Below are 13,449 nucleotides of genomic sequence, written 5' to 3'. Positions count from 1 at the left end.
ATACAAGTAAGAATGGTTTGTTAATAGGGTAGAGGAATGGGAGTACACATCATATTCGCTGTGATAACAGCCTGTGGAGGAGATTGGGAATGGTTAAAAAACGGGGGATTCAAAAATTCCGGACAGCACTGCTGTTCATTACAATGCTGGCGGTACTGGCTGGATGCAGCACAGGAACTGCAAGCAAGGATTCAGAATCTGCTTCGGCAGCAGGCGACACCAAAGTGAAAAAGATCATTGTAGGAACAGGTACACAGTTCCCAAATGTCTGCTTCATTGATGAGAATGGCAAGTTAACAGGTTATGATGTGGAACTGATCCGGGAGATCGACAAACGTTTGCCTGAGTACGAATTCGAATTCAGCACCATGGATTTCAAAAACCTGCTGCTGAGTCTGGAAACGAAAAAAATTGACCTGATCGCTCACCAGATGGAAGTGAATGATGAGAGACAGGCCAAGTTCCTGTTTAATGATGAAGCCTATAATATTTTTCCAAATAAAATTGTCGTAAGTCAGAAAAATGAGGAAGTAAAATCGATTGAGGATCTAAAAGGGAAAAAACTGATTGTTGGTGCTACGAGTAATGCGGCTGTACTTGCTGAGAAATGGAATGCAGCGAACGGCAACGGGATTGATATCGTTTATTCCGGAGCGGGTGAGGATACCATTACTCAGATCAAAACAGGCCGGGTGGATGCCACCATCAGCACTCAGTTTGCCATTGATTATCAGAATAAGGCGGTTGATGCTCAGTTGAAAACGGTAGGAGATGCCCTCTCCAACTCCAAAGTGTACTTCATTCTGAACAAAGATGAGCAGGAGCTCAAAACCAAAGTGGACGAAGCGCTCAAAGCGATCAAAGAAGATGGAACATTAGGCAAACTGAGCACAGAGTGGCTTGGAGCTGACTATACGGTTGAAGAGTAGTCTGAGAAAGGTGTGCAGCGGTAATGGGAAAATCATTTGATCTGTCATTGGTTCTGGATTTCATCCCGGAACTGCTACGATATTTGCATATAACACTGATTGTACTGGGGGGTTCCATCGTGCTCGGCCTGGTGGGCGGCGTGCTTCTGGCCGTTCCCCGGCTGTATCGGATTCCGGTACTAAGCCAGTTGGCTACCCTGTACGTCTCATTCATGCGGGGCACACCGATCCTGATCAAATTGTTCCTGGTGTATTACGGACTTCCCGAGTTGCTCAAACCCATTGGCATCGACCTGTCGAGAACCGACCCGTTGTTATTTGTCATTGTGACCTATGCGCTTAGTGATGCGGCATCCTTTGCCGAGATCTTTCGCGGAGCGGTGCGCAGTGTGGAAAAAGGTCAGACGGAAGCAGCCTATGCTGCGGGTATGACCACATTCCAGTCTTTTCGGCGGATTGTTGTTCCGCAGGCACTGATTGTTGCTTTTCCGAACATGGCCAATACGTTAATCGGTTCATTGAAGGATACGTCTTTGGCCTTCTCCATTGGTGTCATGGATATGGTGGGCAGAGGGCAGACGTTAATTTCGGCTACATCGCATGCACTTGAAGTGTATATCAGTCTGTCTGTGGTCTATTATGTCATTGTTATTGTGCTCGAAAAAGGATTTGCCTTTGCAGAACGCAGACTCCAGCGTCATGAACGCAAGAGAGTTGTACACAAACCGGCAATTCGAGCCAAACGCCTGAAACGAATAGCGGGGTGAGCATATGTCTATTGATCTCCAGTTTATCTATACATCTTTTTTTCAAATCCTGAAGGCATTGCCACTGACACTCGTCATTACGATTGTTCCGTTGATTGCAGGCTTCGGAATCGGTCTGGCTACGGCTCTGATCCGTATTTATCGCGTGCGGTGGATTCACCGCGTTGCTGACTTCTACGTTTCATTCCTGCGTGGAACACCGATGCTGATGCATCTATTTCTCATCTATTACGGCATTCCGATGATTATCGATAAGCTGGCGGAACGTTACGGTTGGGCTTTCCAATCCTCGTCGATTCCAATTCTCGTATTTGTACTGATTGCTTTCTCGCTCACTGCGGGCGCTTATATGTCCGAGATTATCCGTTCAGGCATTCTTGCTGTGGATATCGGCCAGATGGAGGCGGCTCACGCTGTAGGTATGAGCACATTCCAGGCTTTAAGACGTATTATCATCCCTCAAGCGATCGGGGCGGTATTGCCTAACCTGTGCAGTATGTTTGTTGGGTTCCTGCATGGATCAACACTCGCTTTTACCGTGTCTCAGATGGACATCCTCGGTAAAGCGGATGTGGTGGCATCCGTCAGTCTGAAGTTTCTGGAGGCCTTTATCGCCGCAGCGTTCATCTATTGGGGGCTGACCATCATTGCCGAAAGGATCACTGCTCTGCTTGAGCGTCGGGTTGCCGTGTACAGCAAAGGAGGCGTGTCATGATTACACTAACCAACATACACAAAACTTTTGGCAAGCAGGAAGTATTGAAGGGAATTGATCTGACCGTGGAACAGGGCGATGTCGTAGCGATCCTTGGACCGAGTGGATCAGGTAAAACAACGCTGCTGCGCTGCGTCAATTTTCTGGAACGTGCCGATGAGGGCGAGGTTCAGATCAGTGGATTAACCGTCGATTGCAAGCATGCACGCAAACATGACATTGTGCAGTTGAGACGAAAAACGGCGATGGTGTTCCAGCACTATAATCTGTTCAAACACAAGACAGTGCTGGATAACGTCACCGAGGGATTAATTATTGCCCAGAAAATGTCCAAAGCCGATGCCCGTACTCGTGCCTTGCGTGTGCTTGAACAAGTCGGACTGTCTGCCAAAATCAATGAGTATCCAAGTATGTTGTCAGGTGGACAACAGCAACGGGTGGGCATCGCCAGAGCATTGGCACTTAACCCAGAAGTGATTTTGTTTGATGAACCGACCTCGGCGCTGGACCCCGAGCTTGTGGGAGAAGTGTTGTCTGTCATCCGCTCCATTGCTCAAGAGGGGATTACCATGATTGTAGTCACCCATGAAATGGGGTTTGCCCGTGAGGTGGCAAATCGGGTTGTTTTCATGGATGGAGGTTCCATTGTGGAGGAAGGAACCCCGGAGGAGGTGTTTGTACGTCCCAAGCAGGAACGTACTCGCCAATTCCTCAGTCGATATTCTTCCGACTGGAGTTATGTCATCTGACGATATAGGCGCAAGCTATAGTAACTGACGATCCCGGCCCGGCATATGCTGTAACAGGCAAATGCTGATAGGCCGGGTTTTTATATGGGTGAAGCAGGCCGTGACGGTAAGGAGGAGGACCATGCAGAGCAAAATCGATGAAATCATCACACATATTGCACACTCTCACCAGCAGATCGCACGTGTGCTGGATGCCAAACGCCAAGTCGCTGTACGCATGTCTGAAATCATCAATCATTTGCCAGATATCGAACCGGAGTTGGATGGCGTTGACGGTCTGCTGGATAGCTCTGGGCAAATCAACAAAAGCATTATCTCTTACTTGGGGGGCCTTGCAGATCTGGAAGAGGCTGTAGCCGAAACGCTGACCCAAGTCATGCGGGAGATCGCGGTTCAAGAGGAAGAATAAGCCCGGAAGGCGGGTGAGGGAACATGAGTAGAGAACAGAGCCTCATTCTGATGCTGGACGCAGCAGCCAAAATGCAGTGGAATATTGCCCTGATCCTGGAGGCAAAAGCGATTGAGGCCGAGAAGGTACGGAACTGGACGCTGAATCATTTAAATGGGGATACCTTTCTGACGCATGGGGATCAGGTAGGCGAGCCGCTCAAAATGCATGATCAGCTGGTGGAATTGCTGGAAGGATTAACCCGGATGGAGACCGGACTATGCAACAATCTCAAAGCGGTGATGGTGCAGAACGATAGCGAAGATGGCGGCGGTATGGACGGTGGCATGTTTGGCGGCATGGATCTGGGAGACATGGGAAAATGAGTCTGATGCGGCGTGAGCAGGAAGCCAAACTGGCGCTCATTGAATCCATTGCACACAGTCAGCAGGCGCTGGCACGCATTCTGGACAGTGTAGCCAGTGTAACCGCTCATTCGGAAGTATCCGCCCGCAGTCTGGCCGAAAACATTCGTTTGCTGAGTCGCTATCAGGCAGAAATGGCTCGTATGGTTACGGGAATCAGGCTGGCCCGAATCCAGCATGGGGAGCCTGGCTTGCCGTGGCTCAAAGACCCCGGGTGTGCAATTCGTATCGTTCGGGACATACAGGAGGAATGTTGACATGTTAAAGAAGAAGAAAATACGACTGAGAACCAAAAGAGCTTTGTTAATCCGTGGAGCCCGTCTGCGCAAAATTCGCAAACTGCGTGCGCTCAGAGCCAAACGTGTTCTTCACAAACGCCCACTTAAAGGACGCAGTGCGTGGCTCAAAAAAAAGAAACGTGCGGTACGGCGGCACCGGAGTCCAAAGCCCGTACAACCAGTCGTCCCGGCTACCCCTACCGATCCGAACCCGGACGGTGCGTACAGCCAGGGATACAACGAGGCGTACAACGAGGGATTCAACGCGGGTTTCGCCATGGGATTCGAGGACGGACATCAGCTGGCTTACAAAGCACAGTAACCGAGTAGATAGGATTATTCCTGTATGGAATGATACCTGTATCACAGTTAGCCCGGGGGGACAGATCCCTCCGGGCTATTTGCATCGCCGCAAAAGCGGACATGCCCGTACAGGCGGATGTGGAGGGCATGCGCCAATTTTGCGCCTTGCAGGACACCCGTCCATGATGCATCTGACCCCGAGGCATATCCTTTAGAGGGAAGACCAATCTCGGGGAGAGTCTGGAAGTGAGATCTCCTGAAGGAAGACAGGGTGAATAATGTGGCAAAACGAAGGCACCGTCCGCTGAGCGAAGCGGAAACAGCTTACCGCGGCGGATATGCAGAAGGCCGCAGATTTGGCGGCTGTCAAGCCATGATGGAGCGGGTGCAGATGTTTGAACCGACCCTGCGGGACATGAAGGTGTTGTATATCCCGCAAGGATTCGATGCCATCGATGAAGGTGTTACCTTGGCTCTGCAGCAATCTGTACGTGAATGCGTTGTTGGATCGCCAGCAGCGATGTTGCAGGAAGCCAGTCAGCATCGGCCCGATGTTGTGCTCGTCATGAATGGTCTGCATGTATTTCCCGCAGATCATGTAGAGCAGGTGAATGGCATACGTGCACTCGGTATCCGAACTGCCGTGTGGTTTGTGGATGATCCGTATTTCACCGAAGATACAACGTCCCTTTGCCAGCACTATGATGTCGTGTTCACGCATGAAGAGGCCGCGGTGCCCTTCTATCTGGGACATGGAGCGAACCAGGTCATCTATATGCCACTCGCGGTGAATCCAGGCATGTTTCAACCGCGGCGCGCGGCACCGCAGCATCAGCACGACATTTGTTTTATCGGTACCGGATTTTGGAACCGGATTGCCTTGTTTGATGAGCTGGCCCCTTTTCTAGCGGACAAAAAAGTATTCATTGCGGGTAGCCAGTGGAATCGGTTGGCACGCTTTGATGTACTAGGCCGTTTCATCCACGAAGGATGGATTGCTCCTGGAGAGACAGTAGATTATTACAATGGCGCCAAGATTGTCATTAACATTCACCGGACTTGCGAGAATGGGGAAGACAATCGCAATACACATCATCTTGAAGGTCACTCAATTAATCCACGCACGTATGAGATCAGCGCATGCGGCACAATGCAGATTACGGATGCACGTGCAGATTTACCCCGTTATTATAAGCCGGGATATGACATCGAGACGTTCACCAACGCAGCAGAGCTTCAGCGCAAGATCCACTATTATCTGAAGCATGAAGAAGAACGACAGGCGATAGCGTGGCGGGGACTTCTCACCACGATGAACCAGCATACATTCACTCGCCGGATCGGTCAGTTGCTGGAACATTTATAATCCCCGTCTGAAGTGCAGCATCAACAAGAACACTATCCCAAAAAATAAAGGAGTGGCGGTATGTCTCTCAAACACCGTAAAACCAAAAAGATTCATGCACCCGTACTGAGCCTGGCTGATCAAGCGCGCAAAAATGGGCAACATGCCGGATATGACGCAGGTAAGGAAGAGGGATATCTGCGTGGTCGCGCCAACTATATTGTGAATTGTGCACAGGAACCGTTGCCTTTCCGACAGCTTCACGTGCTGTATGTATCCTCGGGTAAAGGCTTCCCTTACTCTCCGTTGGATGAGGCCATTATGGCCACGCTACAGGGTATGGTAGCTCAAGTAACCCTCTCTGATCCGCGTCAACCGATTTCTGAAATTGCGCTACAGACGCGTCCTGATCTTGTGCTTGTGCTGGATGGAATGGATATCCCCATCGAGCATATCGATGCGATTCGCCAAGCGGGTATCCAGACGGCAATCTGGCTCACGGATGACCCGTACTATACAGATATGACGCTGGAAATTGTGACACATTTTGACCATGTCTTCACGTTGGAACTGAACTGTATCGATCTATATCGACAAATCGGCTGCGCGTCAGTTCACTACCTCCCTTTTGCCGCATTCACTAATCATTACTTTCCGATTACAACTCCTTCCCCGTTAAAACGGGATGTCAGCTTTATCGGCTCGGCCTACTGGAACCGGGTATACTTCTTCAATCCGATCATGCCTCAGTTGATGTCACACAATACGGTATTTAACGGAATCTGGTGGGACCGTCTGCCTGACTATACTGCCTATGGCGAGAAGATTGAGCTCGGGCGCTGGATGAGTCCGCCGGAGACCAATGATGTGTACAATGGCACCAAAATTGTCATCAACCTGCATCGATCCCACGAAGATGATTCCGTCAATAATAATCACCTCAAAATCGCGCCAGCTTCACCAAACCCGAGAACGTTTGAAATTGCCGCGTCCACGACGCTACAGCTGACCGACGCCCGAGATGACATTGCGCGTTTCTACAAACCGGGTGTGGAGATTGAGACCTATTCCTCGCCGCAGGAGTTACTCGACAAAGTGGAATATTATCTTACTCATGAAAAGGAACGCCGTGAGATTGCACTTCGTGGACTCGAACGTACACTGAAAGACCACACGTATGGCAAAAGAATTAATGAAATGTTAACCATCATATTCCCTTAATTCTGGCCGGGAGGAGGTGTGCACAGTACCCTGTATCGGATAATCGTGTACAGGGTCCGTGCGGCCATGGCAACGAAACCAAAGATGATGTTATTTTCGCATGTGTGCAATACTCGCAGCATTACAGGTGCCGAGAAGCTGCTGCTTCATTTTATGAGAGAGATCGGTACGATCTTTGAATGTGTGCTCGTAGCCCCTCAGGAGGGGAAGCTTGCGGGGCTTGCGCGGAGATTCGGCATTCAGGTCAAAATATGCACTCTGCCGATGCTTCACGGTGTGTACACACCTTACCTGGGCATTGCAGATGATGCGGAGCATCTTCGTGATACGCCAGCGTATCAGGAAGCAGTCTCCCTAATACGGGAGACTGCTCCCGATATAGTGTTAACGAACACCTGTGTTAATGTGATGCCGGCTATAGCGGCAAAGTCCCTTCAGATTCCGATCATCTGGAAGATTACCGAGATTATTCATACGAATGAACATACAACCGAGGCGATCCAGATGATTGGCCGTTACGCGGATTGGATTATTGGTATATCCGAGACAGCGGTAGCCCCATTCCAGGAAGCCGGCATGGGTGACAAAGTGACCATCATATCCCCAACTTGGGAACCCGCGCTACCAGCACCGGACCGCTGGATTCATCTGCGCGAACGTAAGCGTAAGGAGCTCGGTTTCAAATCATCGCAGACCTGTATCGGTTATATTTCTTCATTTATATATGATGCCAAAGGGTTGAAACCTTTTGTAGATATGGCCTTGAGGATCTGTGAAACACATTCGCGCTGTCGCTTCTGGATCATCGGGGCACCATCGGATAAAAAGTATTACGACGAGTGTGTATCACGGGTGAAAAAATCCGGGTATTCACGCCGATTTACCTTCACTACATTTGAAGAGAACGTATCTCTGGCGTATACCGCGATGGATATTCTGGTCATCCCAAGCATGGTCAAAGAAGGATTTGGCATGACCGCACTGGAGGGTCTCTATTTTGCCAAACCGGTCATTGCTTTCGCTCAGGGTGGACTGAAGGAATTAATGGAATCCGTAGGTAGTGATGCATTTTTGGCCCCGCCGGGCGATACCGAAGCGCTTGTCACCTTGGCAACAACCTTGCTGAATGATGCAGAGCTGGCCTCAATTACGGGGTGGCGCAATCGGACAGAAGCGGAAAGGCTCTACGGCGTTGAAACCTACCGAACGAAACTGCATACGATGGTGACACAGTGGTTATTGCGTTTTCCCGGATGGTTTGCTTATATCCAACCTCCGAATGGACCTGTGTATGCCCATGGGGAGGGGGGACTACGCACTGTACTGGTTCTGGAGCCGACTACGGTGCGGGCACTGTTATTCCCACTGACCGTCATACAGGCGTTGCCACATTCCTCATTACCTCCAATCGCATTGGGTCACGATGCTCCTGTTGCCTCAAGTACTGTCCCGGCTGCAAAGCCGATTCAACAGAGGGGCAAAACGCGGAAACGTCGTCGCAAGCCACTTGCACCTCATTCTCGCCGAGACCGTGAGGGGCTGAAACGTACTTCCGGAACTGGCAGACGTAAGGGGAGAACCCGTACAACGAAGGGACCGCGTCCACATATGGGGAAATCGGCTAGTCGCAGACGCAAATCTGCCAAAGCAGGACGTAGCCGAGCAGGGCGCAAGGGTTCCAATACAAGATGAAGGCAGGGATTACGATGAAGATCATGACGGTGCTGGGTACGAGACCTGAGATCATACGGCTCAGCCTGATCATCTCCAAGCTGGACCAGTACGCGTCCAAACATATTCTGGTGCATACGGGACAGAACTTCACGGAAAGTCTCAGCGGTCTCTTTTTCAAGGAAATGGGCCTGCGCGCACCGGATTACGTTCTTCAGGATGAAGCGGCCACTCTGGGACGACAGCTATCCTCGATGTTTACGCAGATGGAAGATCTGATATTGCAGGAGAAGCCCGATAAATTGCTGCTGCTCGGCGATACCAATAGCGCATTATGTGCAATATTGGCTGAGCGCATGGGTGTTCCTGTTATTCATATGGAAGCAGGCAATCGTTGCTTCGACCTGGATGTGCCTGAAGAGAAAAATCGTAAGGTTATTGATGCCATCTCTACCGTTAATATGCCTTACACGGAACAGAGCAAGAAACATTTGGTCAGTGAAGGGGTACCAAGCAGGCGCATCGTGCTAACGGGCAATCCCATCTATGAAGTCATGCAGCACTACGACGCGCAAGTAAGTTCCAGCAAAATACTCAAAAAGCTCAAGCTGAAGTCCGGGCAATACTTCCTGGTTACTGCCCATCGAGCCGAGAATGTGGATCATGCCCCTCATTTGCTGGAGATTATGAAAGGACTGAACCAGGTCGCAGAAGAACACGGATTGCGTGTAATCTGCAGTATTCATCCGCGTACAGCGATCCGGATTGCGGAGCATCTGCATCTGGAGATGAACCCGCTGGTGGAGTTTCATGAGCCGTTTGGATTCTTCGACTTTGTAATGCTTGAACGTCATGCACGCTGTGCACTTACGGATAGCGGTACCGTGCAGGAGGAGTGTTGCATTATGGGCGTGCCGACCGTAACGATGCGTCGAACTACCGAGCGGCCGGAAACGGTCGATTGCGGCAGCAATGTAGTCTCCGGTCTGGATGCCGCGCGCATCGCTGATTGCGTGAAAGTCATGACAAAGATGTCTAGCGACTGGGATTGCCCGCAAGGTTACAAAGCCACAGATGTATCCAGTAAAGTGGTTAAATTTCTGCTTGGAGGGAAAATGCATGTTTGAAAATAAGCGTATACTCGTGACTGGCGGTACGGGATCATGGGGTTATGAACTTGTGGCTCAACTACTGCCCCAGCAGCCCAAAGAAATTATTGTATATTCCCGGAACGAGTCCAGCCAAGTGGCTATGAGTCGTGAATTTGAAGACCCACGTCTTCATTTCCGGATTGGAGATATTCGTGACAAGGACGCCTTGACGGCGGCTTGCCAGCATGTGGACTATGTATTTCATCTGGCTGCGCTCAAGCATGTTCCGGTGTGTGAAGACCAACCGTACGAAGCACTCAAAACCAATGTGATTGGTACACAGAACGTAATTGAGGCCGCTATTGAGAACAAGGTGGAAAAAGTAATCTATATCTCGACTGACAAGGCTGCCAATCCGTCCAACTTCTATGGCATGACAAAAGCGATCGGCGAAAAATTAATTGTATATGCAAACTTGTTACACAGCGATACCAAGTTTGTTACGGTACGGGGCGGGAATGTACTGGGAACAAACGGAAGTGTGGTACATCTGTTCAAGAATCAGATCCGCCAGAAAGGGCAGGTCTCCATCACGGATATGAGTATGACTCGATTCTTTCTTACGCTAAAGGATGCAATTACCTTGCTGTTCAAAGCTTCGGTGGAAAGTGTCGGCGGAGAGATCTTTGTCATGACGATGCCTACCTGCAAAATCGTTGATCTCGCGGAAGTGCTGATTGAGGATTCCGGTGTAGAGAATGTGAGCATTGTGGAACGTGGCATTCGTCCAGGGGAGAAAATCCATGAAATATTGATGAGTGAATTCGAGAGCATGACCACCGTTGTTTACGATGAGCAGTACCTGGTAATTCTTCCTACCCTGGGCATACCGGGTCTGCGTGAACATTATACCAATTGTCCCCCGGTCTCCTTTAACAGTTTCAGTTCTGAACACCAACTCATGACCAAAGAGGAGATTCGTGAAATTCTGAAACGCGGAGGATTCTTGTCATGAAACTGCTGATACTTGGTGGAAACGGAATGGCCGGCCATATTTTGGTCGACTATTTCCGCCGTCAAGGTGTACACAGCGTCTTCTACACATCTCGGGATGTAACGGACCCCAATGGTCTGCTCCTGGATGTGAACGACAGCTTCATGGTTGATCGATTGGTAGAAGCTGTGCACCCGGATGTGATTATTAATGCTGTAGGTGTGTTGAACAACTTCGCAGATGAGGACAAAATTACTGCATATCATATTAACGGTTTTCTGCCACATCGTCTGCGGCGGGTTGCAGATACGATTGGTGCACGCCTGATTCATATCAGCACGGACTGTGTGTTCAGCGGAGAACGGGGAGCATACCGGGAAGATGATGTTACGGATGGGACTTCAGCTTACGCCATCACCAAAGCACTTGGCGAAGTTCAGGATGAAGGTCATCTGACGATCCGTACGTCCATCATTGGACCCGAGATTCGCCAGGGCGGGATTGGTCTGATGCAATGGTTTATGTCCAGCACAGGTGAAGTCGGGGGGTATACCCACGTATTCTGGAACGGTGTGACCACACTTGAGCTGGCCAAATGGGTAGACCATTACCTGGCCTCATCGGTTAGTGGTCTGATCCACTTAGCTCATCCGGCACCTGTCAGCAAGCATGACCTGCTTGTATTGTTCAAGCAGACCTGGGATAAGCAGGATGTGACGATTGTGCGTGATGACAGTGTAGTGCAGGACCGTACGCTGGTGTCCACTCGCGAGGATGTGAAGACAGACCTGCCGGATTATTCTACAATGCTGAAGGAGTTGGCATTATGGATGGAGCAGAGCTGAGAGGCAAGAAAGTGCTGATTACAGGCGCCTCCGGTTTTACCGGGCGACATGCCGTATCTTATTTTCGGGAAGTTGGTGCAGTGGTTGCAGCGGTAGTCCGGAGGCCGGATGTGTATTCATTCGGTAAAGGTGCACAAGTCCATGTCTGTGATCTGAACGATAAACAGCAAGTGCGTCATCTGATCGGCGAGGTGCAGCCCGACTATGTGCTGCATCTCGCTGGCAAAAATTCAGTGCCTGATTCGTGGTCTGATCCGCTACTGGTCCTGGAGACCAATGTGATGGCCGTGCTGTATCTGCTGGATGCGCTTCGCAGTTGTCCGACAGCACGAACCGTTATTGTAGGATCGCGGTTAAAATATACGCCGGAACCTGGCCAGATTCCCCAGCCTCCGCATCCATACAGTCTCAGTAAAGCGCTGGAAGAGATGGTGTCCTTGTCGTGGATGTCGCTCTTCGGACAACAGATCATGCTGGCGGAGCCAGGCAATCTGATTGGTGCGGGTCCTTCCACAGGCATCTGTTCACTGCTTGCACGCCATGTTGTTGCCTGTGAGCAGGCGGGCAAAACCGAGGCATTCCGTCTGTCCGGACGGGACAATACCCGTGACTTTCTGGATGTGCGGGATGCCGTCAGAGCGTATGCGACCCTCCTGGTACACGGGTCCAGCGGTACAGTATACCCGGTGGTGTCTGGAGTTGAGCGCAGTCTTGGTGAAATTGCAGATCTGCTGTTATCCATGACAGAAGCGGAAGTCCCTGTTCGCTGGGATGGGGCATCTTCTGGTCCGGATGGTTCGGGGAAACAGGAGGAATTATCACTGCTGCGCAAGCTTGGCTGGCAGCCGATGATTCCATTTGCCACATCGCTTCAGGATATCCTGAGTGATGTTCGTGTCCAGCAAGGGAGGACGACAAGTTGAATCCGAGAGTATCCATTGTCATTCCATTCTACAACTGCCCTTATGTGCCTCAGGCGATTCAGAGTGCGCTGAACCAGACGTATCCCGATGTGGAAATCGTTGTTGTGAATGACGGTTCAACCCGGCATGCAGAGTTGCTTCAACCCTATCTTCCTTATATTAATGTGCTTGGCAAAAGCAATGGCGGGACGGCTTCGGCACTTAATCATGGCATCCGCCATGCCTCTGGTGATTATGTAGCCTGGCTCAGTTCGGATGATTATCTGTACCCGGATAAAATTCGTTATCAGCTGGAGTTTATGCAGCGTGAGAATGTGCTCGTCTCACATACAAACTTTCATTATATCAACGAGCATTCGGCAGTTACCAAAATGCATGGTGGGCCTGAACCGATGTCGGATATGGATTTACTACGACGGTTTGTTAACGGCAATCCAGTGAACGGCTGCACGGTCATGATTCGTAAGGATCTCTTTAGCGGAGTGGGGCTGTTCGATGAACTTCTTCCCTACACCCATGATCTGGATCTCTGGATGCGTATTGTACTGAACGGTCATCGGTTCCCATACCTGAATGAACCGCTTACTGCCTATCGGTGGCATGGGGGAATGGGATCGGTACGTCATGCGGATGTCATTGGCAAAGAGGCATCCATGGTATGGTCCAGATATCGGGAACCGCTGTTGCAGCGAATAGCGACGCTTGGCGGGTAGCGTAGGGAGGGCAGTTAAGAAAGCCAAAAGATGGCTGATTAACGCCCTCTTTGCGCAGCATTTTACCTAAGACAGTAAGAGGAGGGGAAGGC

16 protein-coding genes are annotated in these 13,449 nt (G+C 50.4%); all 16 read left to right on the top strand.

Going from position 1 to position 13,449, the window contains the following annotated elements; translation table 11 throughout:
- Positions 1–89 precede the first annotated feature (89 nt).
- The 16 genes from MKY44_RS22900 (at position 90) to MKY44_RS22825 (ending at position 13,357) form a co-directional block, all read left to right on the top strand.
- On the top strand, positions 90–929 hold the full coding sequence (locus tag MKY44_RS22900; RefSeq protein ID WP_341008739.1) for a transporter substrate-binding domain-containing protein: 840 nt from the start codon (positions 90–92) through the stop codon (positions 927–929).
- A 23-nt stretch (positions 930–952) separates the two neighbouring features.
- A complete protein-coding gene (locus MKY44_RS22895; protein WP_341008738.1) occupies positions 953–1,696 on the top strand; it encodes an amino acid ABC transporter permease in 744 nt (247 codons plus the stop codon).
- 4 nt (positions 1,697–1,700) lie between these two features.
- Positions 1,701–2,411, top strand: coding sequence for an amino acid ABC transporter permease (locus tag MKY44_RS22890; RefSeq protein ID WP_253503011.1), 711 nt, complete (start codon positions 1,701–1,703; stop codon positions 2,409–2,411).
- Positions 2,408–3,160, top strand: a complete 753-nt coding sequence (locus MKY44_RS22885) for an amino acid ABC transporter ATP-binding protein (RefSeq protein ID WP_124117626.1) — start codon at positions 2,408–2,410, stop codon at positions 3,158–3,160. Before MKY44_RS22890 ends, MKY44_RS22885 begins: the two co-directional genes overlap by 4 nt.
- Before the next feature lie 121 nt (positions 3,161–3,281).
- Positions 3,282–3,569, top strand: a complete 288-nt coding sequence (locus tag MKY44_RS22880) for a hypothetical protein (protein WP_017692509.1) — start codon at positions 3,282–3,284, stop codon at positions 3,567–3,569.
- A 23-nt stretch (positions 3,570–3,592) separates the two neighbouring features.
- Positions 3,593–3,934, top strand: a complete 342-nt coding sequence (locus MKY44_RS22875) for a hypothetical protein (protein WP_017692510.1) — start codon at positions 3,593–3,595, stop codon at positions 3,932–3,934.
- Entirely contained in the window at positions 3,931–4,230 is a 300-nt protein-coding gene (locus MKY44_RS22870) for a hypothetical protein (RefSeq protein WP_341008736.1), read from the top strand. The genes MKY44_RS22875 and MKY44_RS22870 overlap by 4 nt, the downstream gene beginning before the upstream one ends.
- A gap of 1 nt (position 4,231) precedes the next feature.
- Entirely contained in the window at positions 4,232–4,573 is a 342-nt protein-coding gene (locus tag MKY44_RS22865) for a hypothetical protein (protein ID WP_341008735.1), read from the top strand.
- A gap of 252 nt (positions 4,574–4,825) precedes the next feature.
- Positions 4,826–5,920: a CgeB family protein gene (locus tag MKY44_RS22860; protein WP_341008734.1), complete on the top strand. Its 1,095-nt coding sequence runs from the start codon at positions 4,826–4,828 to the stop codon at positions 5,918–5,920.
- Positions 5,921–5,980: 60 nt separating this feature from the next.
- Positions 5,981–7,120: a CgeB family protein gene (locus MKY44_RS22855; protein ID WP_341008733.1), complete on the top strand. Its 1,140-nt coding sequence runs from the start codon at positions 5,981–5,983 to the stop codon at positions 7,118–7,120.
- Positions 7,121–7,186: 66 nt separating this feature from the next.
- On the top strand, positions 7,187–8,812 hold the full coding sequence (locus MKY44_RS22850; RefSeq protein ID WP_341008732.1) for a glycosyltransferase family 4 protein: 1,626 nt from the start codon (positions 7,187–7,189) through the stop codon (positions 8,810–8,812).
- Between the two features lie 14 nt (positions 8,813–8,826).
- Positions 8,827–9,918, top strand: coding sequence for a non-hydrolyzing UDP-N-acetylglucosamine 2-epimerase (wecB, locus tag MKY44_RS22845; RefSeq protein ID WP_076329077.1), 1,092 nt, complete (start codon positions 8,827–8,829; stop codon positions 9,916–9,918).
- Positions 9,911–10,897 carry a polysaccharide biosynthesis protein gene (locus tag MKY44_RS22840; protein ID WP_017692517.1) on the top strand — a complete coding sequence of 329 codons (987 nt, stop codon included), beginning with the start codon at positions 9,911–9,913 and terminating at the stop codon, positions 10,895–10,897. Before wecB ends, MKY44_RS22840 begins: the two co-directional genes overlap by 8 nt.
- A complete protein-coding gene (locus MKY44_RS22835) occupies positions 10,894–11,721 on the top strand; it encodes a dTDP-4-dehydrorhamnose reductase family protein (protein ID WP_341008731.1) in 828 nt (275 codons plus the stop codon). Before MKY44_RS22840 ends, MKY44_RS22835 begins: the two co-directional genes overlap by 4 nt.
- Positions 11,703–12,644 carry an NAD-dependent epimerase/dehydratase family protein gene (locus MKY44_RS22830; RefSeq protein WP_341008730.1) on the top strand — a complete coding sequence of 314 codons (942 nt, stop codon included), beginning with the start codon at positions 11,703–11,705 and terminating at the stop codon, positions 12,642–12,644. The genes MKY44_RS22835 and MKY44_RS22830 overlap by 19 nt, the downstream gene beginning before the upstream one ends.
- A complete protein-coding gene (locus tag MKY44_RS22825; RefSeq protein ID WP_341008728.1) occupies positions 12,641–13,357 on the top strand; it encodes a glycosyltransferase in 717 nt (238 codons plus the stop codon). The genes MKY44_RS22830 and MKY44_RS22825 overlap by 4 nt, the downstream gene beginning before the upstream one ends.
- Positions 13,358–13,449: the final 92 nt, after the last annotated feature.

Source organism: Paenibacillus sp. FSL R7-0026, assembly GCF_038004485.1.
Classification (GTDB): domain Bacteria; phylum Bacillota; class Bacilli; order Paenibacillales; family Paenibacillaceae; genus Paenibacillus; species Paenibacillus xylanexedens_A.
This window is presented reverse-complemented; position numbering and strand designations above follow the sequence as displayed.